Origin of the sequence: Rhizobium esperanzae (assembly GCF_002204185.1) — a bacterium.
In the GTDB taxonomy this organism is placed as follows: Bacteria; Pseudomonadota; Alphaproteobacteria; order Rhizobiales; family Rhizobiaceae; genus Rhizobium; species Rhizobium esperanzae.
The window spans coordinates 1-25871 of the sequence record NZ_MXPU01000011.1; the positions used below are offsets into that span (position 1 = coordinate 1).

Here is a 25871-nt window from a genome sequence, read left to right on the forward strand (position 1 = left end):
TCGGCAAGGGCGGCAGGGAAATCTGGATCGAAGCCTCCTACAATCCCGTCTTCAGTGGCGGAAAGCCGTATAAGGTGGTGAAATTCGCGACCGATATCACCAGGCAGAAAATGCAAAGCGCCGAAGATGCCGGCAAGATAAGCGCGCTGTCGCGCGCCCAGGCGGTTATCGAATTCACGCCGAAAGGAGAGATTCTGACGGCGAACGAAAATTTCCTGTCGGCGCTCGGCTATCAGCTTGCCGAGATCCAGGGCCGCCACCATTCCATGTTCTGCGAAAGCGCCTACGTCAACAGTGAGGATTATCGACGCTTCTGGGAGCGCCTGTCAGCTGGCGAATTCGTGGCTGATGAATTTCTGCGCCTCGGCAAGGGCGGCAAAAGGCTCTATATCCAGGCCACCTACAATCCAATCCTCGACATGAACGGCAAGGTGTTCAAGGTCGTCAAATTCGCGACCGACGTTACCGCCCGCGTCAACAATGTCGATCAGCTGGCGTCGTCCTTGATGGCGCTGTCCGGCGGCGATTTGACCCAGGAAGTCGCAACACCATTCATTCCGACACTGGAAAAGCTCCGCACCGATTTCAACGCTGCGGTCAGCAAGCTGCGCACAGCGATGCAGGTTGTGGCGCAAAACGCAACGGGCATCGCTGCCGGAGCCCAGCAGGTTCGCGCCGCTTCGGACGATTTGTCGAAGCGTACGGAACAGCAGGCGGCTTCCGTCGAGGAAACCGCAGCCGCCCTCGAAGAGATCACCACGACGGTCTCCGATTCCAGCAACCGCGCCCAGGAGGCCGGTCAACTGGTGCGAAGGACGCGCGAGAACGCCGAGCGTTCCGGGGAGGTGGTCCGCAGCGCCGTCGATGCGATGGGCAAGATCGAGTCATCGTCGGCCGAGATCGGCAATATCATCGGCGTTATCGACGAAATCGCCTTTCAGACCAATCTCCTGGCGCTTAACGCGGGCGTCGAGGCGGCGCGCGCGGGCGATGCCGGCAAGGGTTTTGCGGTGGTCGCGCAGGAAGTGCGCGAGCTTGCACAGCGGTCGGCCAAAGCGGCAAAGGAGATCAAGGAACTCATCAGCGCCTCGAACGAGCATGTGAAGAGCGGGGTGACGCTGGTCGGCCAAACCGGCAAGGCGCTGGAAGAGATCGTCGCCCAGGTTCAGCAGGTCAACGGCAATGTTCTTGCAATTGTCGAAAGCTCGAAGGAGCAGGCGACGGGCTTGAAGGAAATCAATACCGCCGTCAACACCATGGACCAAGGCACGCAGCAGAATGCCGCCATGGTCGAAGAATCGACGGCTGCCGCCCATAGTCTCGCCAAGGAGGCTGACGCGCTATTCCAGCTGCTGGGGCAGTTCAATATCGGCAACGTGGCCTCGCGGCAATCGCGCCCCGCCGCGGCAACCGGCGCTTCCAGGCCCGTCGCCTCGGAACCGCGGGCAATGGCTGCGAAGGTGAGCGCTGCCTTCCATGGCAATGCGGCAGTCGCCGGCGGTAGCTGGGAGGAGTTCTGAGGCACGCTGCGGCGGCGCCTCATTTCATCAGCCGGCCGATCGCCTCGATCTCGTTTGTCCATATGCCTGCCGCATAGTTCTGCGGCAGGCGCGCCAGTTGCGCGGCATCGTCGATGCCGGTCGAAAAATCGCCGCCGCGATAGGGACCGAGCACGAAGACCTCCGTTCCCGCATCTTCCATCCGGTTGAGGAAGCGGTCCGGCCAGCCCCATAGCCACGGCGCGATATTAATTGGCACCAGCATCATCCGATGTTTGCAGGCTTCGGGCAGGAGGCCGGTCCAGCCATAGCCGAGATAGCCGAACAGGCAGCCCTTCAGGCTTTTGCGCGAGGCGGTTTTGACATCGGGTGTCAGCCGGCCGAGCACGTCGATCGGCTCGTCGCCGCCATGGACGATGATGCCGGCCCGCCGTGCGGCCGGAAGCCCGTTCAGCACGGCGGCGAGCTTTTCCCCCTCGTACGGATCGCGGCTCTTGATGTTGATGAGGAAGCGCCGATCCGGAAAGGTCGAAAGCACTTGCGCCAGCGTCGGCATCATGCCGACGCCCCGGCCGCGAAAGGGAAAGGTCTTGCCGCCGTCCGCGGTATAGCCGTAGCCGATGTCGAGCCTCCTCATCTCAGCCATCGAATGCTCGCGCGTCACGCCATGTCCGTCGGTGCGGCAGTCGAGCGTCCAGTCGTGAAAGACCGCGAATTCGCCGTCCGTCGTCGGATGCACGTCGATCTCGACGATATCGGCGCCGGCGGCGAAGCCCGCCTCCATCGAGGGTATAGTGTTTTCCAGATAGTTGTGTTTCGGCGCCAGCATGCGGCTCGCCGTGCACGTGTCGTTCTTCAGATCGGTCTCGTCGAAGCGCTGGGCGATGCCGCGATGGGCGAGCAGCACCGGCTTTCCCGGCCGATGCTCGGCAATGAGGCTGGTATTGTTGAGATAGATGCCGGCGGCTGCGAGCGCGATCGCCGCCGCGCAATAGAAAAGCTTCCTGCCCATCTCCGCTCCTCCTGATTGCATCGACGAAGGCAACAGCTAGAAAGCGATTCTGGTTGTTCTTGGGCTGTTTTCCGGCTTTTCTATGCGCGGGTTATTCGCTGGAAAGGATTGGCATTGTGGTGGAACGACAGGACGACGAACTCATCCATTTCGAAGCGCAAGGGGCCGCGCCGTTGCCGCCGGCTGCTGTCGAAGGCCATGTCGGGCGGGAGGGCGCCCGCATCTGGTATGCGAGCTACGGGACAGGCCCTGCCGTCATTCTGCTGCATGGCGGCCTCGGCCATAGCGGCAACTGGGGCTACCAGGTCCCGGCGCTGCTCGGCCGCGGCCGCCGCGTCGTACTGATCGACAGCCGCGGCCATGGCCGAAGCACCCGCGATGACCGTCCCTACACCTATGAGCTGATGGCTGCCGACGTGCTGGCGGTGATGGACGAACTGCGGCTGGAAACGGCGGCGTTCGTCGGCTGGAGCGACGGCGCCTGCATCGCGCTGATCCTCGCCATGACGGCGCCGTCGCGTGTCGAGGGCGTCTTCTTCTTCGCCTGCAACATGGATCCGAGCGGCACGCTGGAATTCGTTCCGACCGCGGTCATCGACCGATGTTTCGCTCGCCACGCCAAGGATTATGCGGCATTGTCCGCCACGCCGGACGATTTCAATTCGTTCGTCGAGGCGGTCGGCCTGATGATGCGAACCGAGCCGAATTATGGGGCGGAGGACCTCGGCCGCATCGGCATTCCGGTCGCGATCGTGCTCGGCGAATACGACGAATTCATCAAAGCCGAACATGCCGAATATCTTGCCGGCAGCATCCCGGACGCTCAGATGATCTACCTGCCCGGCGTCGGCCATTTCGCGCCGCTGCAGCGGCCGGCGCAGTTCAACGCCGCGATCTTATCCTTTCTCGACGGGATCAGGTGATGACGGTCACTTCCTCTGGCCTCGCGGCCATTTCCCGCTATCTCTTGGTCCATGAGAGCTGATGTGCTGCTTTATCCTACCCCGGAAGGGCTCTATTGCCCGGAAGGCGGCTTTTATGTCGATCCGGTGCGGCCTGTCGAACGGGCGCTCGTGACCCATGGACATTCCGATCACGCAAGACCGGGCCATGTGAACGTGCTCGCCACCCGCCAGACGCTCGACATCATGCGCCTGCGTTACGGCGAGGGCTTCTGCGCCAGCGAGCAGGTTGCCGGTTTCGGCGAGGAGCTGCTCATCAATGGCGTCAAGGTGAGTTTTCACCCCGCCGGCCATGTGCTCGGCTCGGCCCAGATCGCCATCGAGAAGAACGGCACCCGCATCGTTGTCTCCGGCGATTACAAGCGCCGCCCCGACCCGACCTGCGCACCCTATGTGCCGGTCGCCTGCGATGTCTTCATCACCGAGGCGACCTTCGGCCTGCCGGTCTTCCATCATCCAGATCCGATCGACGAGACCGGCAAGCTGCTGGCCTCGCTCCGGCAATTTCCCGAACGCACTCATCTGGTTGGCGCCTATGCGCTCGGCAAGGCCCAGCGCGTCATCCGACTGCTGCGCGATGCCGGTTATGCCGAGCCGATCTATATCCACGGCGCCATGGAAAAGCTCTGCGACTATTATGTCGGCCAAGGCATCGATCTCGGCGAGTTGCTGCCCGCGACGATCGAAAGCCGCGACAAATCCACCTTCCGGGGCGCCGTCGTCATCGGCCCGTCCTCGGCCTTTGCCGACCGCTGGGCCCGGCGCTTCAACGAGCCGCTGCCGGCCTTCGCCTCCGGCTGGATGATGGTGCGCCAGCGCGCTAAACAGCTCGGCGTCGAACTGCCGCTCGTCATCTCCGACCATTGCGACTGGCCGGAACTCACCGAAACGATCCGCGAACTGCGCCCGGCCGAGGTCTGGGTGACCCATGGCCGCGAAGAGGCGCTGGTGCGCTGGTGCCAGCTGCAGGGCATCAAGGCGAAACCGTTGCATCTGGTGGGCTATGAGGATGAGGCGGATTGAGATGAGCTGGAGCGTGCGTCAAAACCCCTCCCCAACCCCTCCCCACAAGGGGGAGGGGCTACCGCGCCGCGCTCGTCGCATTTTACGTCTGACGGCCCCGCATGCAGCGACGACACTTTGGGGCAAGCCGCGGCCACGGGTTAGTCCCTCCACCTTGTGGGGAGGGGTTGGGGAGGGGTGTTCTTCTCGCCAAGTTGGGGAGGGGCGTTCTTCTCGCCAAGTTGGGGAGTGGTTTTCCCCCGGAATACGGAGGCCCGCATGAAAGCCTTCGCCGACCTCCTCGACCGCCTGGTCCTGACCCCCAGCCGCAACGGCAAACTCAAGCTGCTGACCGATTATTTCCGCGACACGCCCGATCCGGATCGCGGTTACGGCCTTGCCGCCATCGCCGGCACGCTTGACGTGCGCAATGTCAAGCCCGCCATGCTGCGCGACCTGGCGCTGGAGCGCATAGACGAGGTGCTGTTCCATTATTCCTACGATTATGTCGGCGATCTCGCCGAAACCATTTCGCTTGTCTGGGACAATGAGCGGGATATCGACCGCTCGGCCCTGGCTCAGCCGCGCCTGGGTGAGGTCGTCACCCGCATGAACGGTCTCGGCCGTACCGAAGTGCGCGGCTATGTCCGCGATCTGCTCGACCGGCTGGATTCCTCCGGCCGTTTCGCCTTCATCAAGCTTGCGACCGGCGCGCTTAGAATCGGCGTTTCCGCCCGTCTTGCCAAGCAGGCGCTGGCCGATCTCGGCGGCAAGGACGTCACCGAGATCGAGACCCTCTGGCACGGCCTGCAGCCGCCTTACGAGACGCTGTTCCAGTGGCTGGCGGGCGGCGGCGACAAACCGGCCCTGGCTTCACCGGCGATCTTCCATTCCGTCATGCTCGCCAATGCGGTGGAGGAGGGGGACCTGACAGGTCTCGACCCGGCCGACTACGCCGCCGAATGGAAATGGGACGGCATTCGCGTTCAGCTTTCCCGCTCCGGCGACAGGCGCAAGATCTATTCGCGCTCCGGCGACGACATATCGGGCGCCTTTCCCGATATTCTCGAGGCGATCAATTTTTCCGGCGTCGTCGACGGTGAGTTGCTGGTCGGCGGCACCGCCCGCTCCAACAGCCCGACGCGCACCTTCTCCGACCTGCAGCAGCGCCTGAACCGTAAGACGGTGACGGCGAAGATGCTCGACGATTACCCCGCCTTTATCCGTGCCTACGACATGCTTTTCGACGGCGAGGAGGATATTCGCGGCCGCACCTATGTCGATCGCCGCGAGCGTCTTTCCGAGATCATCGACCGCGCGCCCCATGACCGGTTCGACCTTTCGCCGCTCGTGCCTTTCTCCTCATGGGAGGAGCTCGACGCTCTGCGCGCCGCCCCGCCCGATCCGGTCATCGAGGGCGTGATGATCAAGCGGCGCGACAGCATCTACCAAGCCGGCCGCATGAAAGGCCCCTGGTTCAAGTGGAAGCGCAACCCCTATAATGTCGATGCGGTGCTGATGTATGCCCAGCGCGGTCACGGCAAGCGCTCCAGCTATTATTCCGATTTCACCTTCGGCGTCTGGGCCGACGACGAGGACGGCGAACAGCTGGTGCCGGTGGGAAAGGCCTATTTCGGCTTCACCGATGCCGAACTCGAGCTGCTCGACAAGTTCGTGCGCAACAACACGACCGAGCGTTTCGGCCCGGTGCGCGCCGTGCGGGCCGACAGGGATTTCGGCTTCGTCGTCGAGGTGGCCTTCGAGGGCATCAACCGCTCGACGCGGCACAAATCGGGGGTCGCCATGCGCTTCCCCCGCATCGCCCGCCTTCGCCCCGACAAGCCACCTTACGAGGCCGACCGCCTGCGCACGCTGGTCGCCATGATCGATGCAAAGCCGGGTTGAGCATTGCGCTCCTGTGCAACAATGACGCAGGGCAATATTTTCAACATCATGTGTATTGGCGGCGCCGATTTTCCGATGCAAATCTGGCGTGCCGGGGGAAATGATTTAGGTGCTGCGTCATGAGCTCGCATGAACAAAATTCCTTTTTCCGCCAACGCCGCGCCGTCCTGGCGGGGCTTGCCGGCGCACTCGTCCTGCCGCGCATGGCGGCCGCCTTCGATGTCCCGGACGAGCCCCGCCTTGCCAAGCACGACTATGCCGCCGTCCGCCGCCGGTTCCGCACGAAACTCCTGCAGAAGGGGCCGGCGCCGGACAAATACGAACCGTTGACCGCGCCTGCCGACGCCGAGAAGATCTTCTACCGCTCCGGCTATGGCGGCGAACTGGAACTGGCGGCCTGGGTCTCCAGATACAAGCGCGAGCGCACCGCCAGGCCGGCCGTGCTCTTCCTGCACGGCGGCAATGCCATGGGCGTCGGCCACTGGCAGCTGATGAAGCCCTATATGGATGCGGGTTATGTCGTGATGATGCCGTCGCTGCGCGGCGAGAACGGCCAGAGGGGCAATTTCTCCGGCTTCTACGATGAGGTCGACGATGTGCTTGCCGCCACCGAGCGCCTGGCGCATCTGCCGGGCGTCGATCCCGGCCGCCTGTTCATCGCCGGCCATAGCATCGGCGGCACGCTGACCATGCTGGCGGCGATGAGCACCCAAAAATTCCGCGCCGCCGCGCCGATATCGGGCAATCCCAACGCCTTCCGCTTCTTCAGCCGCTACCCCCAGGACATCCGTTTCGACGACAGCAATGCGCATGAATTCGAGGTGCGTTCGGCGCTCTGTTACGCCCACAGCTTCAAATGCCCCATCCGGGTGGTTCACGGCACGGAAGAGTCGCATTTCAACGACCGCGCCGATCTGCTCGCCCGCCGCGCCCGCGCCGCGGGCATCCATATCGAAACCGACACGGTCACCGGCAACCACACCTCGGCGCTGCCGGCCGAGATCGAACAGAGCATCCGCTTCTTCCATGGAGTGGCGGCCTGATTTTTCGCCGCCGCTTCAAATGCAGGCCCATTGGGCCTATATTCCCCGTATGACGACGGACGCAGAGACCATGATCGTGCCGAACGACTTCCCCGAGCTGAAAGGGCTCGTCTGGAATCGTGACCCCGCGCGCGCGATACCTGCCTCGGAGGTTTTTGCGCTGTATGAACGCAACTGGCGTTTCGTCGATGCTAGCAGGCTGACTGAGCGGGAGAAGCGACTGATCCGCCATCTGACCGCCGCCTATGGCAACGGCGTCCTGCTCGTCTCCTGATTTTCCGTTTCTTTATCCTTCGTATTTAGGCTTGGGCGGAAACCAGGTGGCCATTATGGAATTCAGACGTCCCGAACATCGCACCATCGCTGCGGCCCTTCGGCTGATGCGGGCGGATTTTTTTCTGGCCAATAAGTGTTGGTTTGCCGGCGGAACAGCCATCGTCATGAATCTCGATGAATACCGGCTGTCGCTTGACGTCGATTTTCGCTGTGCGGATGGCGAAGGATATCGCGTCCTGCGCCTGGCGGCGATCGAAAGCGGAGCAGGAGCCTTTTTCGGAGAGCCGGTCACGACGCTCAGGGACTTCAGGACCGACCAATACGGCATACGTACGGTCCTTACTCTCCAAGATCAGGCTATTCGCTTCGAAATCGTGCGTGAGGCGCGGATCGCGCTTGAAGGCACTTTCGATTCGCGACTGAACGTTCCAATGCTGTCGCTGCCTGACATGTTTGCCGAAAAGCTGCTCGCCAACGCAGACCGCTGCCAGGACAGGACTGTCGCCTACCGTGATGCTATCGATCTGGGGATGCTTCTCACCCGCTACGTGGAGATTCCCACTGTCGCCGTTCTGAAGGCGACCGAAGCTTATGGCCAGGACATCGAACGCAAGATCGGCTGGGTCCTGGCGAAGCTTAAGGAAGAGACGGAATTGAGGTATGCCGCAAGCGTCCTGCAGATGGACGGCGATCTTGCCGTACGGGCAATTGGCGCCCTTCGCCGCGAAGCGCAACGGCTCTGGTCGGTTTAATCTCCCGGCTTTTCCCCCGACGCCAGCCTCGCGCCAGCCGCGGGTGCCATCCTGCCGGCAGATATCGCTGTCTTGCCGATCTTTGATAGGGTGGTCCCATGAATTTTCTGCGCCGGGTTTTCCCGATTGCCGGGCTTATGCTTGCCGTGGCGCCGCTCAGTGGCTGCAACATCCTGATCCCCGATGTCGCCGCCGATTCGCCCGCCCGCTTCGTCCAGGAAACCTCGCCGGTCTTCTACCAGCCGCCGGGCGTCGATCCGCGCCGGGTGCGGCCCATCCCCGATCAGCCGGTGCCGCAGACGCGCGAACTCTACAAGACCCAGTTCCACCAGACCTACGGCCTGCCGCTCACCAATCCCGTGCATATGGCGATGTATGGCGAGCAGCGCGACGAGGATTTCACCCTGCCGGCGATCCCGGTCAGCCGTGTGCAGCCGCAATTCCTGCGCCAGGAAGTCGACTACCAGACGACCGAGCGCCCCGGCACCGTCGTCGTCGATACCAAGGCACGTTTCCTCTATTTGGTCGAGCCTAACGGCAAGGCGATGCGCTACGGCGTCGGCCTCGGCCGCGATGGTTACGCCTGGTCGGGCCGCGGCGTCATCCAGTGGAAGCAGAAATGGCCGCGCTGGACGCCGCCGGTCGAAATGGTCTCGCGCCAGCCGGAAGTTCGCGCCTTTTCGGCGGAAAACGGCGGCATGAATCCCGGGCTTCAGAACCCGCTCGGCGCGCGCGCCATGTATATCTTCAAGGACGGCCAGGATACGCTCTATCGCATCCACGGCACGCCCGACTGGCAGTCGATCGGCAAGGCGACATCGTCGGGCTGCGTGCGCATGCTGAACCAGGACGTCGTCGACCTCTACGACCGGCTTCCCGCAAAGGCGGAGATCGTTGTGATGTAGCGCTGCAACAGCGCTCTTCATATCGTCGGTTCCACCAGGAACACGTCTGCGTGAAGCTATGGTTTATTTGGCGCAAGCCGATAGATTTCATGATGTCGTAATGGATTCCCGCATCAACAGGAAATCAGTCCCGCGTCATGAGTTCCGATAGACATCTTTCCCGCCGCAGCTTTCTCTCCCTTTCGGCACTGACCGCCGCCTCCGCGCTCACCGGCTGCGCCTCTTCCGCCAACACCGTGACATCGGGCGACACGTCGATCATCTACCGTTCGCCGGGCCGCCTGTTCCAGTCGCCGGCAGCCTCGAGCGTGCCGAGCGGCCCCGAGCTTGCCGTGATGTACGGCCCGATCGAAGACGGCGGCTTCCTCATTCCCGCCGTTCCCTATGAACAGATCGATCCACGCTACTATCGCCAGCGTGTCCTCGACCCCACCGGCCAGCCGCCGGGCACCATCGTCGTCGATACGCCGTCGCGCTTCCTCTATCTCGTCCAGGCCGACGGCATGGCGATGCGCTACGGCGTCGGCATCGGTCGCGAGGGCTTCGCCTGGCAGGGATCGGGCGTCATCCAGTGGCGTCAGAAATGGCCGCGCTGGAAGCCGCCGAACGAGATGGTCGCCCGCCAGCCGGAACTGGTCAAATATTCGATCGATAACGGCGGCATGGAGCCGGGCCTGAAAAACCCGCTCGGCGCCCGCGCCCTTTATATCTTCTCGAACGGCGAGGACACGCTCTACCGCCTGCACGGCAACCCCGACTGGCGCTCGATCGGCAAGGCCGTCTCCTCGGGCTGCGTCCGGCTGTTGAACCAGGATATCATCGATCTCTACGACCGCGTCCCAACGAAGGCGCCGATCGTGGTCTGGCAATAACTGCCGCTGGGGCGGCCGCGATCCGGCCGCCTCAGCTCGCTTCGTCGGGCATCTGTCGTCCGCCCGGAGAAGTTTTATTTTCGAGATAGCATTGCTTAATTCGATAAAGAGCCTACATGGGGCGTATCGAATATTGCTTGCGACCTTTGTCCGTGCGCTGAATGCGCTTCGTCAGATCTCTCTCAACATCGATATTGCCCGCGGACATCCTTCCCCGGGTGCACTCTAACGGTTGAAAAGGAGATCGTTATGAATTCAGGCGTCGTCAAGTGGTTCAATGGCACCAAGGGTTTTGGCTTCATCCAGCCCGACGATGGTTCCACGGATGTTTTCGTCCACATTTCGGCAGTCGAACGCGCCGGCATGCGCGAACTGACCGAAGGCCAGAAGGTCCGCTACGATCTGGTCCGCGACAAGCGGTCCGGCAAGAATTCGGCCGATAACCTTCAGGCCGCATGATTGTCGTTCGTCTGGGCTGACCACAGATTGCGGCGAGCTGACCACGGATGTACTGGCGGCGCGCTGACCATCAAAGGCAGCTTTGTGGCTGAATGACTGGAAGAGGTCGGGTTCAAGCCCGGCCTTTTTGTTTTGAAATTGAGCAGCCGAAGAGTTGAGGGACGCGGGATGAGCAGATCAAGCTATAAAGTCGGCGACATGATCGTGCTGAAGTCCGGCCTGACCCGCACGGCAAAGGCAGACAAGCGGTGCCGGATCGCCAGCATCCTGCCCAACGATCACGGGCACGTGCAATATCGCGTTCAGTTCACCGGCGAGAATTTCGAGCGCCGCATTACCGAGGACGATATCGACATCGGGGAATCGCCACGGCGGGCGGCACTCGAGGCGGCTGCCAAAGCCGATGACGCCGAGCCATGGCTGAAATTTTCGGGAATCCGCATGGGCAAGTAGCCCACCATTTTCACCATATGATAGCGGCCTCGCCGCCAACAGGAAGGATATTCGTTTGCAGGTACTCGTCAGGGATAACAATGTCGATCAGGCGTTGCGTGTGCTTAAGAAAAAGATGCAGCGCGAAGGACTTTTCCGGGAAATGAAAGCGCGCAGCGCCTATGAGAAGCCGTCGGAGAAGCGTGCCCGCGAAAAGGGGGAGGCCGTTCGCCGCCAGCGCAAGCTTGCCCGCAAGAAGCTGCAGCGCGAAGGCCTGCTGCCGGCGCCGAAAAAGGCTGTCCGCGCTCGCTGATCCGACCGTGGCATGCCGGCCGTGGTGTCACGGGCCGGTCGCCACATCTCGGCTTTGTGGAATCGCGTCCTGGCCGTAAAATGATGTTGGCAGCCGCAATGCAAGGATCAAACGCCGCCATCATCTGAGAAAGTGGGCACATGACCGCCACCAAGGGAGAATTCTTCAACCCCGCCAAGCTGTCGTCCCGCGACAAGGCGGAGGTCACCGATCACACGGCGCGCGCCATTATCGCAGCCGAAGCATCGGCCCGTGACAAGAAGACGGAGAAGCTGAGGGCGCTGCGTCTGCAGCAGGCCGCCGAAGAATCGGAAGCCTCACCTACGCCTGCAAAAAAGCGGCGCTCAACTGCGAAGGTCGCCAAGCGGCGCTCCTGATCCCGCCATAGCCGCCAATGGGCTCGGGGGCAGGGGCTTTCAGCCCTCGCCGGCCCGGCCGAGATTGACCCGCAGCCGGTGCAGCATGTCGCGCATCTCGGCCATTTCCTCGATCGTGCAGCCGGCGGCTTTCCCGATCGCCCTCATGATCGTATCGACCTCTCCCTTCATCGCTTCGCCCTTCGGCGTCAGCGACACGATCACCTGCCGCTCGTCGCGCAGATCGCGGATGCGCTTGATCAGCCCGCTCTGTTCCAACCGTTTCAACAGCGGTGACAGCGTGCCCGAATCGAGGTCCAACTGCTCGCCGATCGTCTTCACCGGCAGGGCGCTGCGTTCCCACAGCACCAGCATCACCAGATATTGCGGATAGGTGAGACCGACCCTGTCGAGGATCGGTTTATAGGCCCGGGTAAAAGCATGCGCCGTCGCGTAGACGGCGAAGCATAGCTGCTTTTCCAGCCGCTTCTCCTCCTCAGGTATCTCCATCGTCTTTGCCGTTAGCGCTTTCATATCCGTCATCCCCGAGGCTGCGATTGTCCTCTTTCCACCCGTGAAATGCAATTTGCAAAATTCACTTGTGTGCAATTTAATTGTGCGATAGTAAAAGGCCAACCCGATCGAAGGGCCAACCAAAGGAGATCGTCATGCCTATTCTTTATACAACCAAAGCCTCCGCCACCGGCGGCCGCGCCGGCCGCGCCGTTTCCGAAAACGGCGTTCTGGACGTGACGCTGACCGTTCCCAAGGAACTCGGCGGCGACGGCGCAACCGGCACCAATCCCGAACAGCTTTTCGCTGCCGGCTATTCCGCCTGCTTCCTCGGTGCCTTGAAATTTGTCGCAGGCCAGCAGAAGGTCAAGATTCCGGAAGACACGACCGTCTCGGCCAAGGTCGGCATTGGCCCGCGCGAAGATGGCACCGGCTTCGGCATCGAAGTGGCGCTGACCGTCACTATCCCTGGTCTCGAGCGTGAAACCGCCGAAAAACTCGCTGCCGCAGCCCACATCGTCTGCCCCTACAGCCACGCCATGCGCACCTCGACCGAAGTTCCGGTCACCGTCGCCTGATCCAGGCGCGCTGGGCAACAGCTGCGGGCGATGGCCTTCGGCTTCGGTTGGAGCCATCGCTTGTCTGCTGCTAACATCAACGTAGTACCCTAGCCTTGCCGGGGTCGAGCCATTTGTCTCGACCCCGGTCGGTGCCGGCAGGCGGATGAGGGGCGGCCGTCCTATTCGCCCATCGTCGGCCCATTGTGGCGCGACCGGCGAACGACCGGCTTCGGCGTCTCCCCCGTCATCCCCGACACCGTCTGCAAGTCCTGCCGCAGCCGCGCGGAGCTTCCGTCCGGCAGCTTTCGATCGAGCGCCGCATGAGTGTCTTTCCAGATCGGCAGCGCCCTTGCCAGCACCGTCCTGCCTTCGCCGGTGAGGGCAAGCAGCCGGCCGCGCCTGTCCTTCGGATTCTCCATCACGCTTACCCAGCCCTTGCGCTGCAGCGGCTTCAGGGCCGCAGTCAGCGTCGTCTGGTCCATGGCGAGGAGGGCTGCGACCGGTCCCATTGGCGGAGGCTCCGGCCGGTTGAGCGACATCATCAGCGAAAACTGCCCGTTGGTCAGCCCCGCCGGCCGCAGCGCGTCGTCGAATAGGCGGGCGAGCGCCCGCGCCGCCCGCTGCGCATGCAGGCAGAGGCAGGTATCGCGCACCAGCAGCGTTGTAGAGAAAGGAATTTCAACCGAATTTGACATGCTCTATTTCTATTGATATCAATGTAATTAGTCAAGGAGAAGGAGATGAGCCGGCTTCACCGGCCCGCGCCGGAGGAGGGCGCATCCCATGCAGAATGAGGTTGTTTCCCGCGAGAAATGGCTTGAGGCCCGCCGCGCCCTGCTCTTGAAGGAAAAGGAGGCGACGAGGCTGCGCGACAGCATCAACGCCGAGCGCTTGGCGCTGCCGTGGGTGAAGGTCGACAAGGATTATGTCTTCGACACGCCCGAGGGAAAGAAGTCGCTTGCCGATCTCTTCGATGGCCGCAGCCAGCTTTTGATCTATCATTTCATGCTCGGTCCCGACTGGCAGGCCGGCTGCCCCGGCTGCTCCTTCCTGTCGGATCACGTCGATGGCGCCCTGCCGCATCTCAACCATCACGACGTCACCTGGGTCGCTGTTTCGCGTGCCCCGCTCGAGAAGATCGCCGCCTACAAAAAGCGCATGGGCTGGAAATTCCCCTGGGTCTCGTCCTTCGGCAGCGATTTCAATTTCGATTATCACGTCTCTTTCAGTCCGGAGGACCTTGCCAAAGACAAAGTCTTCTACAATTTCACTTCTATCGAGCCGGCTGAGGCCCATGACGAACTGCCGGGCCTCAGTGCCTTCTACCGCAACGACAAGGGCGAGGTCTTCCATACCTATTCGAGCTATGCCCGCGGGCCGGAAGAACTGATCGGAACCCTGATGATCCTCGACCGCGCGCCGAAGGGCCGCAACGAGGAAAGCACCATGAATTTCGTGCGCCGCCATGACGAATATGAGGATGCTCCGAAGACATCGTCCTGCTGTCACTGAGCAATCAAACATCTGGGATATCGTCATTCGAAGGGAGAAGAGAATGATGAAGGCCGCCGAAGTACTGAAAGAGCATTCCTTTTTGGAAAGACTGGTCGGCGATTGGAGCGTCACCGCACCCGAGATGTCCGACGGCAACGACTGGAGGGAGACCGTCCGCTCGCTCCACGGCATCTGGTTTGTCGCCGAAGGGACCGGCCATATGCCCGATGGCAAACCGGCCACCACGATCCTGACGCTCGGCTACAACGCCGAAAAGAACAAATATGTCGGCAGCTGGATCGGCAGCATGATGGACTATATGTGGGTCTATGAGGGCGAGGTCGACGCCTCCGGCAATGTTCTCGACCTCTATACGACGGGACCTGACTTCAGCGGCGAGGGCCTCGCCGATTACCGCGAGCGGATCACCTTTATCGACGACCATCGCCGCACCTTCACATCCAGCGCCAGGCAGGCCGACGGCTCGTGGAAGCAGTTCATGGAAGCGCATTACACCCGCAGGATCTGACAATCACGGCGCCCCCAAGCGAAAAGGAGGCGTCAGAAGAGGGAGAGCATGATGTCCAAGATGCATGGAAAGTTCATCTGGTGTGAGCTGATGACCCCCGACACCTCAGCCGCCGCAAAATTCTACAGCTCCGTCGTCGGCTGGACCACCTCCGAAATGAAGGTGGAAGGCATGCCGACCTATACGGTCTTCGAGGCGAACGGTATCGGCGTTGCCGGCCTGATGGAGTTTCCGTCCGATCTCGCAGGCCAGGGCATACCGCCGAACTGGACGGGCTATGTCGGCGTCGACGATGTCGACCAGACGGCAAAGGATTTCGCCGCCAATGGCGGGGCGGTGCGCCGTCCGCCGCAGGACATCCCGACCATCGGCCGCTTCGCCGTGGTCGCCGATCCGCATGGCGCCGTCATTTGCATCATGACGCCGGCGCCGAGGGAGCAGACCCGGCCGGAACTGGCCCCCGACGCGCCCGGCAATATCGGCTGGCGCGAGCTCTACGCCGGCAACGGCAAAGAGGCGCTGGACTTTTATTCCAAGCGGTTCGGCTGGACGAAGGATAGTGAAATGGACATGGGGCCGATGGGCGTCTACTACATCTTCGCCCATGACGGCCGGCAGACCGGCGGCATGATGACCAAACCGGACAACCTGCCGATGACCTTCTGGTGCTACTATTTCATCGTGCCGGCGCTCGATGCCGCGATCGAACGCGTCACCTCAGGCGGCGGCAAGGTCGTCAACGGCCCGATGGAAGTCCCCGGCGGCAGCTGGATCATCCAGGCCACCGATCCCCAGGGGGCCTTCTTCTGTCTGGTGGCGCCGAAGCGGTAGTGATATTGGCGGTAGTACCGTAAGGCCCCCTCATCCGACCCTTCGGGCCCCCTTCTCCCCGATCGGTAGAAGGGGAGTTGCGGCAGCGGCCTCTTCTTGCCGCTGCCGTTTGCGATGGAGGAAACAGTACGGCAGATCCCTTCTCCCCATGGGGGTCCGAAGGACGGGTCGAGACCCGTGGCTCGACCCAGGCAAAGATGCCGGCAGGCAGATAAGGGGGCCACACGGCACGCCGCCGCCATCCATCACCCCGCCACAGAAGCAAAAAACCCCTCCGGGCTCTCCACCTCCACAAGCCGCTTCTTCTCGATCTGCCAGAAGCGGTTTCCCACCGCCCGCACGAAGCTGCGGTCATGCGAGACCAGCAGGCAGCTCGCCTCGTGCGCCATCAACTCATTCTCCAGCGCCTCCTGTCCCTCGATATCGAGGTGGTTGGTGGGCTCGTCGAGCAGATAGAAATTCGGCTCGGTCAGCCTCAGCACCAGCATGCCGAGCCGCGCCTTCTGGCCGCCGGACAGCTGGCCGATCGGTTTTGACTGCATGTCGATCGTTATGCCGGCTCCGGCGAGCAGCGCCCGCGCCCGCTGGTCGCCAACATCGAAGCGGCGGATGATCGTGCCGATCGGTGTGTCCTGGTCGGCAAGGTCGGCGAGCGCCTGGTCGCCATAGCCGAGAACCAGCGACGGCGTCGCCTTGATCCCGCTCGGCGCCGCCTCCGGCCTTTCGATCGCCTGCTTCAGCATCGTCACCAGCCGCGACTTGCCGGCGCCGTTGGGGCCGAGAAGTACGATGCGGTCATCCTGGCAGATAAATTGCCGGCCGGTCCTGAAGAGCAGCGTTCCATCCGGCGTCGTCACCGCGGCATCCTCCAGCGTCAGCAGCACCTTGGCATGCGTGCCGCGGTTGGCAAGCCGGATAGCGCCGGCCGAGCGTTCCAGATGTGCCGGTTTTGCCGCATCCTCCAGCTTCTCCGCCCGCTGCTTCAGCTGCTTCGTCTTGACGACGAGCAGGTCGCTGCCGGAATTGATCCCGATGTTCTTGAGCTTGGCCGCCTGCTTGCGCAATTGTTCCGCCGTCTTCATGTCGCGCTCATAGCGCCGCGCTTCGGCGGCGTCGATCTCGTCAAGAGCGGCGCGTGCGCTGCTATAGGGGAGTGCAAAGGCCGGCGATTGCTCCGGCCGCAGGAACAGCGTCCTGTTCGTCGTCGCATCGAGGAAGGCGCGGTCGTGGCTGGAGAGGATGACCGGCACGTCACGCGGCAGCGCATTCAGCCAGCTTTCCAGCTGCGCGATCTTTTCGAGGTCGAGATGGTTGGTCGGCTCGTCGAGCAGCAGCACGTCTGGCTCGGTGACCCAGCTGCGGGCGATCATCGCCAGCCGCCGCCAGCCGCCGCTCAACTGCTTCAGCGGTCGGCCGCGCATCACCTCCGGCACTTCGAGCGATTCCAGCACGACATCGACGCGCCAGCTCTCGCTTTCGGCCTGATCGGCCGGCAGCGCCTGCAGCACGGCATCGTAAAACGGCGTCTCGAACAGGGCGGCCGGCACATTCTGGGCGACATGGCCGATGGTCAGCCCGCGCGCCTTGGTGATCTCGCCCGCGCTCGGCTCCAGCGCGCCGGTGATGCAGGCAAGGAGCGTCGATTTCCCCCGGCCGTTGGCGGCAACGAGGCCGATGCGGTCGCCTGAATTGACGACGAGGTTCAGCTTCGAAAACAGCGGATTGCCCAGCGTCACGCCGAGATTGCGGATATTGATGAGGGTCATGATCTTCTCTGGTCTTGACCGGGAAACGCGATCCGGGGCGTTCAGCCATCACGGGATTGCGCCTATCGGGCCCGGGAAGTTACAGGGATGGACGCGAACCGTGGGATACGGCGCGCCACATTGGCCACGAAGGGCAGACCAGGAAGAGATTTCGGAAACGGTCTCTGGTCAGCCCTGCAAACGCATTTGCAGGGCGTTGACGGGACCACGCTGGCGATGATGCCGGAAATAATAGTGCATAGCGTGATCCTCCTTTCTCGAAAGGGTTGCAGGATGGAAATACCACTGCCGGCAAAATGAGGCAAGGGAGGCATCATCAGCCGCCGCTGAGTGGAGCGGTGGCGCTGGTGCCCGGTGCTCACGAGAGCCTCATCCTGAGGTGCCCCGCGGGGGGCTGGAAGGACGAGGCGGGTGCACCGGCGTCAAAGGGATGCAAGAAGCAGCGTTACGGCGTGCTTCGCGGCTAGCCCTTTCGGGCTTCGCACCTCAGCATGAGGGACGTTGGAGGATGCCGTGCTCTCATAAGCGGGTGGCGAATGGAGAGGTGTCGACGGAAGGCGCTGCTGTTGTCCCGAAATCACCCAGCCACATCGCCCGGCAATTCCAGCCGCCGCGTTATCCCGATGCTCTCGAGAAACATCTCGTCATGGCTGACGACGATCAGCGCCCCGTCATAAGCCCGCAGCCCCGCCTCGACCGCTGATATCGAGTCGATGTCGAGATGGTTGGTCGGCTCGTCGAGGATCAGCAGCGGCGGCGGTGCGGCGCCGAGCGTGCAGGCAAGGCCGGCGCGCAGCAATTGCCCGCCGCTGAGGGACGAGACGGTCTGCAGCGCGGCATCGGCCCGGAACATGAAGCGGGCCAGCGCGGCCCGGCAGGTGTTTTCATCCGCTTGCGGATTGATCCGGCGGAAATTGTCACGGATCGAGGCTGACGGATCGAGAAGGCCGACTTTCTGGTCGAGCATCGCAAAACCGGTCATCACCGCGACCGTGCCGGTCCAGGCTTTCAGCTCGCCGGTAATGAGTGCGAGCAGCGTCGTCTTGCCCGAGCCGTTCGGCCCGGTGATGGCGATGCGTTCCGGTCCCGTCACGTCGAAGGAGAGATCGCCGATGACGGGTTCATCAGGCCGGTAACCTGCCGTCACGCCGTCGATCTTCAGCACGATCTTGCTGGCCGGCAGCCCCGTCGGCGGCAGGTTTACCGATAGCGGCTGCAGGATCTCGATCTTCTCGCGCGCCGCCTTGGCCTCTTCGAGCGCCTGGGCGCGGCGTCGTTCGGCAAGACGCGCATTGTCGCCGCCGGTGGTTTCGCTCCGCTCCTTCATGCCGCCGAGCATGATGCGCGGGATGCCGCCCTTGGCGGCCATCTTCCGCCCGGCGCTGTCCCTGTGTGCCTGGCGCTCCACGTTCGCCTGCGCCTTCCTGGCAATCTCCGCCGTGCGCTTTTCGGCATCGGCAAGATCATGCCGGGCGGCGGCAAGCTCGAGGGCCTTGCGCTCGCGGTAGTGGCTCCAGTTGCCGCCGTAGCGTGTCGCGCCGAGCGAGGTCAGTTCGACGATCTGATCGACGCTTTCGAGCAATTCCCGGTCATGGCTGACGATCACAGCGCCGGCCCGCCAACCTGAAATCAGCGTGATCACCGCTTCGCGGCCTTCGCGGTCGAGATTGTTTGTCGGTTCGTCGAGCAGCAGGAAATCCGGCTCGCTGAAGATGAGCGCGGCAAGCGCGGCGCGTGTCCGCTGCCCGCCGGAGAGTGCGGCAAGCAGCGTCTGCGGCTCCGCGTCGAGTCCCGTCCGGTTGAGCGCGGTTGCGATGCGTGCCTCCAGCGCCCAGTCCGCCGAGGCAAGCTCGTCGGCCGTTGCCGCGCCGGCTTCGGCACGACGCAGAAGCTCGAGCGTCGCGGCCACGCCGAAGAGATCGGCGATGGTTTCGTCAGCAGCGACCCGAACGCTTTGACGCAGCACCCCGACGCTGCCGCTGACGGCTACTGTTCCCGACTGCGGCCGGATCTGACCGGAGATGAGCTTTAGCAGCGTCGTCTTGCCGACGCCGTTGCGCCCGACGAGACCGCTGCGGTCCCTGCCGAAACTGAGATCGAGATCGGAAAAAAGCGGCCGCCCGTCAGGCGTGGCCCAGGAAATTTGCGAGAGAGTGATGGATGCAGGCATGGATATGGATTTCCCCGTTGGCAAGGCGAACTGGCATTGCGATCGGGTTGAAATCCATTGCGGCACACATCCTGTTGAAATGGTCGATGCCGGGTAATTTAAGGAAGAAAGGCTGAAGGTTCAAGGCGGGGCAGGTATTCAGGGAAAGGCATGATCGTGCCAGCCTTACCCGGGGCAAAGGAAGGCAGGAATTCGGCGCCCCCTCATCTGCCTGCCGGCATCGTCTCCCCGCCGAGGGCAGAAGAGATATGTGGCGATGTTCTGCCCTGTTAAATCACCTATCGTCTACACAAAATCTCTCGGCCTGCTTCCCTTCTCCCCAGCGGAGAGAAGGTGCCGGCAGGCGGATGAGAGGGCCTGGCGTAGATGGAGAACCGGCTCCCGAAACAGTTAGATTGCAATTCTACCGCTTCAGGCTCCCCAATATCCCCCGCACCAGCGCCCGGCCGACCTGGGTGGCGACCGTGCGCGCCACGCTCTTCATCGCCGCTTCCACCACCGTTTCCCGCTGGTAGCCGGATCGACCGCGCGATTGGCCGCGGCCCTGGCGGTTGTCGTCATCGCCGCCAAAGCCCGGCAGGTTCCAGCCGGAGGTCGTGCCCGGCTGTTCGGCCGCTTCCTCCTGCGCCCGCTTGGCGGCCTCGGCTTCCGCCGCCTTTTTGGCGCGCGCCGCCAGCATCTCGAAGGCGGATTCGCGGTCGACGTCTTCGTCATAGATGCCGAGAACCGGGCTTCTGTCCATCACCTGCTGGCGTTCGCCGTCGGTGAGCGGCCCGACGCGGCCCGACGGCGGGCGGATCAGCGTGCGCTCGACGATCGACGGCGCGCCCTTGGCCTCCAGCGTCGAGACCAGCGCCTCGCCGGTGCCGAGATTGGTGATGACGGTGGCGCAGTCGAAGGCCGGGTTGGGGCGGAAGGTATCGGCCGCCGTCTTCACCGCCTTCTGTTCGCGCGGCGAATAGGCGCGCAGCGCATGCTGGGCGCGGTTGCCGAGCTGGGCGAGCACCGTTTCCGGCACGTCGAGCGGGTTCTGCGTGACGAAATAGACGCCGACGCCCTTGGAACGGATCAGCCGCACCACCTGCTCGACGCGTTCGACCAGAACCTTCGGCGCGTCGTTGAACAGCAGATGCGCTTCGTCGAAGAAGAAGACGAGCTTCGGCTTTTCCGGATCGCCCACCTCAGGCAGTTCCTCGAACAGCTCCGACAGCAACCAGAGCAGAAAGGTGGCGTAAAGGCGCGGGTTCATCATCAGCTTGTCGGCGGCAAGCACCGAGATCTGGCCGTAGCCGTTGTTGCTGGTGCGCATGATGTCGGAGATCTTCAGCGCTGGCTCGCCGAAGAAGTGCTCGGCGCCCTGCTGTTCGAGCACGAGCAGCGCCCGCTGGATCGAGCCGACCGAGGCCTTGGAGATCAGGCCGTACTGGCTGGAAAGCTCGGTGGCATTCTCGCCCATATAGTTCAAAAGCGAGGTGAAATCCTTGAGATCGAGCAGCGGCAGGCCGGCCTGATCGGCGATCTTGAAGGCGATGTTGATGACGCCTTCCTGCGGTTCGGAGGCATCCATCAGCCGCGCAAGCAGCAGCGGCCCCATTTCGGCGACGGTGGTGCGCACCCGGTGGCCCTTCTGCCCGAATAGATCCCAGAAGATCACCGGAAACTGGTCGAATTCATAATCGCTGAAGCCGATCTGCTCGGCGCGCTTGGTGAGAAAATCCTTGGGCTCGCCTTTGGCGGCGATGCCGGAAAGATCGCCCTTGATGTCGGCGGCAAAGACCGGAACGCCGGCCCGGGAAAAGCCTTCCGCCAGCACCTGCAGCGTCACCGTCTTGCCGGTGCCGGTGGCGCCGGTGACGAGGCCGTGGCGGTTGCCGAACTTCAGATCCAGATATTCCGGCTTGTTGATGCTGTCGTCGGGATTGCGGCTCGCGCCGATAAAAATCTTGCCGTCCTCGATCATCCCCATGCTCCCTTCGGCTCTGCCGCCGTTTGTGAGAAGGCCGGGCTTGCGCTGCCTTCATCGAACCATCGTTTCCCTGTTATAAGCAGGCAGGCAGATGCGGACAACTGTTCGCATGGGAAGCGAAATCGCTGGCTTGAGTTGTACTCCAATCTCGAATAACGTTGACGTTAACGTCAAAATAATAGGAGGGCTGAGAATGAATGAAATTGTGACTGATATCGCCGATCGCGTGGGTATTTCCCCGGAGCAGGCGGAGAAGGCGCTCGGCATGATGCTCGGCTTCCTGCAGCGCGAGGCCGCCGACGGTCCGGTGGCCCGGATGATCGAGGCGATTCCGGGCGGCGCCGATCTTGTCGCCCAGTTCAATGGCGCAGGTGCCGGCGGCGGCGGTCTGCTCGGTGGGCTGATGAGCTCGCTCGGCGGCGGCGGCATCATGGGTCTCGGCCAGCAGTTGATGGGCGAGGGCCTCGGAATGGGCGAGATCACCTCGCTCGCCAAGGAAACCATCGCGATTGCCAAACAATATGCCGGCGAAGAGGTCGTCGACGAAGTCGTCGCCTCCGTCCCCGGCCTCAGCCAGTTCGTCTGAACGACGGCGGAAAACAGGAGCCTCGCGGTATTCGCTGCGAGGCTTTTCTATTTGTCCGCGCCCAGAAGGAGAGCCGCATGACCGTCTGGCGCCCGCCGCAGCAGATCAGGGTGAAAGTGATCGGCCTTGCCTGGCGAGAGAACCGGTTGCTCGCTGCAGAAGTGGAAGATGACAGCGGCCGCATCAAGGGTGTCCGGCCGCTCGGCGGCTCGATCGAATTCGGCGAGACACGCGAACAGGCCCTGCACCGCGAAATCCGTGAGGAGATCGAGACGGAAATCCGCATCGTCGGCCCCTGGCATCTTCTCGAAAACATCTTCGAACACCATGGCGCAATCGGCCACGAATTCATCTTCGCCGCCGATATCGAGCTGGCCGACAAAACCCTCTACGATCGCGATGAGATCCGTTATTCCGAGCTCGACGAGACGGCGGCGACGGCACGCTGGTTCGGCCGCGACATGCTGCGTGATGCCGGGCTCGATCTTTATCCGACTGGCCTCGAGAGGGTGCTGTCGCGCTGGCTTGATTGAGTCCCGGGGACGTTTTTAATCTGCTCGCCAAACTTTGATCGTCCGGGCCTGCCCGATAGGGAACAAGGGGCGTAGAATGGCTGTTTCTGCCGCATTGCCGACATCAGAAGGAACAGCATCATGCGCAGGTTCATTGCAGCAACGTCGATCGCTCTCCTCAGCCTTTCCGCCCCGGTTCTGGCCCAGTCGAACATGGGCATGGATGCCAGCGGCCGCATCGACGGCACGCCGCCGCTCGGCACCGCGCCGGGCGCCGAGCCGCAGACCGGGCTGGTCATCCCGCTCGACTCGATCGAAACCGGCAGCGTCGTCAACAGCGCCCCGAGCGGCCGTGTCGACTGGGCGCGCTGCCCGCCGCGCAAGGCCCGCGGCGCGCTTGCCACGCAGGGCGGCAATAGCGGCGCCTCTGTCAGCCCGGCATGCCGCGAAGGTCAGTAATTAGGCAAGCCTCTCTTTGCCGTTCTGGCCATCCTGGTGCAGGACGACGCCGAGTTCGTGCCATTTGCGCCCGTCGCGCTCGATGAGCGCGTCGGCGCAGGCCGGTCCCATGCTGCCCGGCGCGTAAGCTTCGGGTGTGCTCGTATCCCCGGCCCAGATGTCGAGGAAGGGCTGCACCGCCGCCCAGCCGGCCTCGATGCCGTCGGCGCGCTGGAACAGCGTCTGGTCGCCGATGAAGAGATCATAGAGCAGTGATTCATAGCCGGTGGTCTTACCGATATCGAACTTGTCGGCATAGCGGAAGTCGAGCGACACCGGCGTCGTATCGACCGAAAGCCCCGGCGACTTGATCGAGATCTCCATGCTCATGCCCTCATCAGGCTGCACCTGGATCACCAGCCGGTTCGGCGGCAGGCGGCGATTGACCTCGGTCTCGCGGAACTGCGCGAAGGGCACCGGCTGGAAGGTGATGACGATCTCGGTGTCGCGCGCCGTCAGCGCCTTGCCGGTTCTCAGATAGAAGGGCACGCCGGCCCAGCGCCATGTATCCGCATAGAGCTTCAGCGCCACATAGGTCTCGGTCCGGCTGTCGGGCGAAACGTCCTTGGTGTCGCGATAGGCCGGAAGATCGACGCCGTTGAGCGGGCCTGCGGTATAGGCGCCGCGCACACCATGCGTCTTTGCCTCCTCGGGCGTATAGATGCGCAGCGCCTTCAGCACCTTGCTCTTCTCGTTGCGGATCGCCTCGGCATCGAAGCTGTTCGGCGGTTCCATGGCGATCATCGCCAGCAGCTGGAAGAGGTGGTTCGGCACCATGTCGCGCAGCGCACCTGTCGCATCGTAGAATTTGCCGCGGCTGCCGACATCGACGATCTCGGCGGCGGTGATCTGCACGTGGTCGATATAGCGGCTGTTCCACAAGGACTCGATGATCATGTTGGCGAAACGCGCCGTCATCAGGTTCTGCACCGTCTCCTTGCCGAGGAAATGGTCGAGCCGGTAGACTTGGCTTTCGTCGATCTGGGCGAGAATCTGCGCATTGAGTGCCCGGGCCGAGGCGAGATCGGTGCCGAACGGCTTCTCGATGGCGACGCGGCGGAAGACGCCCTCGCTTTCATCGGTCAGCCCATGAGCGGCAAGCTTCTCGACGATGGTCCCGAAGAAGGACGGCGGCACCGCCAGATAGAAGGCGGCATTGGTGTTCCGCCCCAGCCGCTTGCCGATCTCGACGAAAACATCCTCCTTGGTGAAATCTCCGGCCATATAGGAAATGCGTCCGCGCAGGCTTTCCCATGCCTCGTCCTTGACCGTCTGCTCCTCGCCGTTCAGATGCTCGAGGAAGGCATCGAGCCGGCCGCGCAGGAACTCGTCGTCACCCGCTTCGATGCCGATGCCGAGGATGTGGAGATCGTCGCCGACGAGGCGCTGGCGCGTCAGGTTGATGATCGCCGGCACCAAGAGCCGGCGCGTCAGGTCGCCCGTGGCGCCGAAGATGACGAGAGTGACCGGCGGGGTAGGGGCAGCGTGCATATTGTCATCTCCTGGTTCTTCCGGCCGACTATAATGCGTGCCGCTTTGGCCGCAACATAGGCGGCGAGGGGTAACAGGCATTTGACAGTATCGGGTGCGGGCGTTCAGGGCTACGAAGGCTCATCCGGCTGACTCAAAACCCCTCCCCACAAGGGGGAGGGGCTTAGACGTTGCACCGCCGCATTTCCTTTCACCGTTTCATCCGTAGAAAGGATTGATGCGTGCCACAGTCGGTCGCCACGCGTTAATCCCTCCCCCTTGTGGGGAGCGGTTGGGGAAGGGTCTTGGAACGGCATAAAACGGAGTGTAATGATCAGTGTCCGCTTACCCCTTCACCGCCACGATGAAGATCCTGGGAAACCGCAGCAGCACCCGTCCGTCCGATAATTTCGGATAGGCCTTTTCGATCCGTTCCAGATAATCGGCTAGAAAAGCCTCGCGGTGTTTTTCGCCGGCCCGAGCGAGATAGGGCATCAGTCCGGTGCCTTTCACCCATTCGACGATATCAGCCGCGTCTGCCATCGGATGATTGTAGATCGTGTGCCAGATATCGACGCGGGCGGCCTTGGCGATCAGCCTGGAGTAATAGCTGGACGGGGGAGCCAGCGGCTGGCGGCGCACGCTCTTTTCCTCGAAGGCGGCCTTCCACGGGCCGGCATGGGCGGTCTCTTCCATCGCCAGATGCGAGGGTTCGCCGAGATTGTCGGGCATCTGCACGGCAAGAACGCCGCCTTCGGCAAGCCCGTCCATCAGCCGCTCGAAGATATCGAGATGATCGGGCAGCCATTGGAAGACGGCATTGGCAAAGAGAAGATCGGCGGGCTCCGTCGGCTGCCAGCTGCCAAGATCCGCCTCGACGAAGGCGGTGCCGGGAAGCCGCTTGCGGGCCGCCTCCAGCATGTTGATGTCGCTGTCGAGGCCGGAGACGCCGCCAGCCCCATAACGCGCGATGATGAGCTCGGTCGAGTTGCCTGGGCCGCAGCCGAGGTCGACGGCGCGGCGAAGGCTTTGCAGCGGCACCTGCGCCAGAAGATCGCGTGCCGGCCGCGTGCGCTCGTCTTCGAACTTCACATATTGGCTGGCGGACCATGCCATGGCGATACCTCCTGATGTCGAGCCACGTCTTCCATGTGGCAGATGCGGATCGTGTCGATGTTGCGCCCAGTC

Annotated in this window: 28 protein-coding genes; 20 read left to right on the plus strand and 8 right to left on the minus strand. The window is 62.9% G+C overall.

Going from position 1 to position 25871, the window contains the following annotated elements; translation table 11 throughout:
- A partial coding sequence (locus tag B5E41_RS17050) for a methyl-accepting chemotaxis protein (RefSeq protein WP_141098777.1) occupies positions 1 to 1520 on the plus strand: 1520 nt, incomplete at its 5' end.
- Positions 1521 to 1539: 19 nt separating this feature from the next.
- On the opposite strand, the gene B5E41_RS17055 is transcribed toward B5E41_RS17050, so the two are convergent.
- Positions 1540 to 2511 carry a glycerophosphodiester phosphodiesterase family protein gene (locus tag B5E41_RS17055; RefSeq protein ID WP_088395328.1) on the minus strand — a complete coding sequence of 324 codons (972 nt, stop codon included), beginning with the start codon at positions 2509 to 2511 and terminating at the stop codon, positions 1540 to 1542.
- Between the two features lie 119 nt (positions 2512 to 2630).
- Here B5E41_RS17055 and B5E41_RS17060 point away from each other — a divergent pair, with 119 nt between their 5' ends.
- From B5E41_RS17060 to B5E41_RS17115, 12 genes are all read left to right on the plus strand, one after another.
- Complete coding sequence (locus B5E41_RS17060) at positions 2631 to 3434, plus strand: alpha/beta fold hydrolase (protein WP_088395329.1); 804 nt, start codon at positions 2631 to 2633, stop codon at positions 3432 to 3434.
- Positions 3435 to 3485: 51 nt separating this feature from the next.
- Positions 3486 to 4496 (plus strand): ligase-associated DNA damage response exonuclease, encoded by a 1011-nt coding sequence (locus B5E41_RS17065; RefSeq protein ID WP_088395330.1) that lies wholly within the window; start codon positions 3486 to 3488, stop codon positions 4494 to 4496.
- A 258-nt stretch (positions 4497 to 4754) separates the two neighbouring features.
- Positions 4755 to 6380: a cisplatin damage response ATP-dependent DNA ligase gene (locus B5E41_RS17070; protein WP_088395331.1), complete on the plus strand. Its 1626-nt coding sequence runs from the start codon at positions 4755 to 4757 to the stop codon at positions 6378 to 6380.
- A gap of 119 nt (positions 6381 to 6499) precedes the next feature.
- Positions 6500 to 7423 (plus strand): alpha/beta hydrolase family protein, encoded by a 924-nt coding sequence (locus tag B5E41_RS17075; protein WP_088395332.1) that lies wholly within the window; start codon positions 6500 to 6502, stop codon positions 7421 to 7423.
- 70 nt (positions 7424 to 7493) lie between these two features.
- Positions 7494 to 7697, plus strand: coding sequence for a hypothetical protein (locus B5E41_RS17080; protein WP_244425776.1), 204 nt, complete (start codon positions 7494 to 7496; stop codon positions 7695 to 7697).
- Between the two features lie 55 nt (positions 7698 to 7752).
- Positions 7753 to 8451 (plus strand): nucleotidyl transferase AbiEii/AbiGii toxin family protein, encoded by a 699-nt coding sequence (locus tag B5E41_RS17085; protein ID WP_088395333.1) that lies wholly within the window; start codon positions 7753 to 7755, stop codon positions 8449 to 8451.
- A gap of 98 nt (positions 8452 to 8549) precedes the next feature.
- Entirely contained in the window at positions 8550 to 9356 is an 807-nt protein-coding gene (locus B5E41_RS17090) for a L,D-transpeptidase (RefSeq protein WP_088395334.1), read from the plus strand.
- Positions 9357 to 9493: 137 nt separating this feature from the next.
- On the plus strand, positions 9494 to 10228 hold the full coding sequence (locus B5E41_RS17095; protein ID WP_088395335.1) for a L,D-transpeptidase family protein: 735 nt from the start codon (positions 9494 to 9496) through the stop codon (positions 10226 to 10228).
- Positions 10229 to 10477: 249 nt separating this feature from the next.
- The gene (locus B5E41_RS17100; protein ID WP_011424508.1) at positions 10478 to 10687 is read left to right on the plus strand and encodes a cold-shock protein; all 210 of its coding nucleotides are present in this window, start codon (positions 10478 to 10480) and stop codon (positions 10685 to 10687) included.
- A 168-nt stretch (positions 10688 to 10855) separates the two neighbouring features.
- Positions 10856 to 11140, plus strand: coding sequence for a cold-shock protein (locus B5E41_RS17105; protein WP_088395336.1), 285 nt, complete (start codon positions 10856 to 10858; stop codon positions 11138 to 11140).
- A 55-nt stretch (positions 11141 to 11195) separates the two neighbouring features.
- A complete protein-coding gene (rpsU, locus tag B5E41_RS17110) occupies positions 11196 to 11432 on the plus strand; it encodes a 30S ribosomal protein S21 (RefSeq protein ID WP_011424510.1) in 237 nt (78 codons plus the stop codon).
- 140 nt (positions 11433 to 11572) lie between these two features.
- Positions 11573 to 11809: a hypothetical protein gene (locus tag B5E41_RS17115; RefSeq protein ID WP_088395337.1), complete on the plus strand. Its 237-nt coding sequence runs from the start codon at positions 11573 to 11575 to the stop codon at positions 11807 to 11809.
- A gap of 39 nt (positions 11810 to 11848) precedes the next feature.
- Here B5E41_RS17115 and B5E41_RS17120 read toward each other — a convergent pair whose 3' ends face one another.
- Positions 11849 to 12331 (minus strand): MarR family winged helix-turn-helix transcriptional regulator, encoded by a 483-nt coding sequence (locus B5E41_RS17120; protein ID WP_088395338.1) that lies wholly within the window; start codon positions 12329 to 12331, stop codon positions 11849 to 11851.
- A 125-nt stretch (positions 12332 to 12456) separates the two neighbouring features.
- Between B5E41_RS17120 and B5E41_RS17125 the strand changes: the two genes are divergently transcribed.
- Positions 12457 to 12879 carry an organic hydroperoxide resistance protein gene (locus tag B5E41_RS17125; protein WP_088395339.1) on the plus strand — a complete coding sequence of 141 codons (423 nt, stop codon included), beginning with the start codon at positions 12457 to 12459 and terminating at the stop codon, positions 12877 to 12879.
- Between the two features lie 161 nt (positions 12880 to 13040).
- On the opposite strand, the gene B5E41_RS17130 is transcribed toward B5E41_RS17125, so the two are convergent.
- On the minus strand, positions 13041 to 13556 hold the full coding sequence (locus tag B5E41_RS17130) for a MarR family winged helix-turn-helix transcriptional regulator (RefSeq protein ID WP_088395340.1): 516 nt from the start codon (positions 13554 to 13556) through the stop codon (positions 13041 to 13043).
- A gap of 88 nt (positions 13557 to 13644) precedes the next feature.
- Here B5E41_RS17130 and B5E41_RS17135 point away from each other — a divergent pair, with 88 nt between their 5' ends.
- Genes B5E41_RS17135 through B5E41_RS17145 form a run of 3 tightly spaced genes read left to right on the plus strand, consistent with a single transcriptional unit; the run spans position 13645 to position 15715 of the window.
- On the plus strand, positions 13645 to 14373 hold the full coding sequence (locus tag B5E41_RS17135) for a DUF899 domain-containing protein (RefSeq protein WP_088395341.1): 729 nt from the start codon (positions 13645 to 13647) through the stop codon (positions 14371 to 14373).
- Positions 14374 to 14416: 43 nt separating this feature from the next.
- Positions 14417 to 14884, plus strand: a complete 468-nt coding sequence (locus B5E41_RS17140; protein ID WP_088395342.1) for a DUF1579 domain-containing protein — start codon at positions 14417 to 14419, stop codon at positions 14882 to 14884.
- A gap of 51 nt (positions 14885 to 14935) precedes the next feature.
- Positions 14936 to 15715 (plus strand): VOC family protein, encoded by a 780-nt coding sequence (locus B5E41_RS17145; RefSeq protein ID WP_088395343.1) that lies wholly within the window; start codon positions 14936 to 14938, stop codon positions 15713 to 15715.
- Between the two features lie 245 nt (positions 15716 to 15960).
- On the opposite strand, the gene B5E41_RS17150 is transcribed toward B5E41_RS17145, so the two are convergent.
- The 3 genes from B5E41_RS17150 to B5E41_RS17165 form a co-directional block, all read right to left on the minus strand.
- Entirely contained in the window at positions 15961 to 17481 is a 1521-nt protein-coding gene (locus B5E41_RS17150; RefSeq protein WP_088395344.1) for an ABC-F family ATP-binding cassette domain-containing protein, read from the minus strand.
- A gap of 577 nt (positions 17482 to 18058) precedes the next feature.
- On the minus strand, positions 18059 to 19651 hold the full coding sequence (locus B5E41_RS17160) for an ABC-F family ATP-binding cassette domain-containing protein (protein WP_088395345.1): 1593 nt from the start codon (positions 19649 to 19651) through the stop codon (positions 18059 to 18061).
- 403 nt (positions 19652 to 20054) lie between these two features.
- Positions 20055 to 21611 carry a helicase HerA-like C-terminal domain-containing protein gene (locus B5E41_RS17165; protein WP_088395346.1) on the minus strand — a complete coding sequence of 519 codons (1557 nt, stop codon included), beginning with the start codon at positions 21609 to 21611 and terminating at the stop codon, positions 20055 to 20057.
- 199 nt (positions 21612 to 21810) lie between these two features.
- On the opposite strand from B5E41_RS17165, the gene B5E41_RS17170 reads away from it, so the two are divergent.
- From B5E41_RS17170 to B5E41_RS17180, 3 genes are all read left to right on the plus strand, one after another.
- Complete coding sequence (locus B5E41_RS17170; RefSeq protein ID WP_088395347.1) at positions 21811 to 22203, plus strand: DUF937 domain-containing protein; 393 nt, start codon at positions 21811 to 21813, stop codon at positions 22201 to 22203.
- A 77-nt stretch (positions 22204 to 22280) separates the two neighbouring features.
- Positions 22281 to 22736 (plus strand): NUDIX domain-containing protein, encoded by a 456-nt coding sequence (locus tag B5E41_RS17175; RefSeq protein WP_064801190.1) that lies wholly within the window; start codon positions 22281 to 22283, stop codon positions 22734 to 22736.
- A 120-nt stretch (positions 22737 to 22856) separates the two neighbouring features.
- Positions 22857 to 23174 carry a hypothetical protein gene (locus tag B5E41_RS17180; protein WP_064801192.1) on the plus strand — a complete coding sequence of 106 codons (318 nt, stop codon included), beginning with the start codon at positions 22857 to 22859 and terminating at the stop codon, positions 23172 to 23174.
- Here B5E41_RS17180 and zwf read toward each other — a convergent pair whose 3' ends face one another.
- Together zwf and tam are read right to left on the minus strand one after the other, a co-directional pair.
- Positions 23175 to 24704 (minus strand): glucose-6-phosphate dehydrogenase, encoded by a 1530-nt coding sequence (zwf, locus tag B5E41_RS17185; RefSeq protein ID WP_088395348.1) that lies wholly within the window; start codon positions 24702 to 24704, stop codon positions 23175 to 23177.
- Positions 24705 to 25028: 324 nt separating this feature from the next.
- Positions 25029 to 25799, minus strand: a complete 771-nt coding sequence (gene tam / locus B5E41_RS17190) for a trans-aconitate 2-methyltransferase (protein WP_088395349.1) — start codon at positions 25797 to 25799, stop codon at positions 25029 to 25031.
- Between the last annotated feature and the right edge of the window lie 72 nt (positions 25800 to 25871).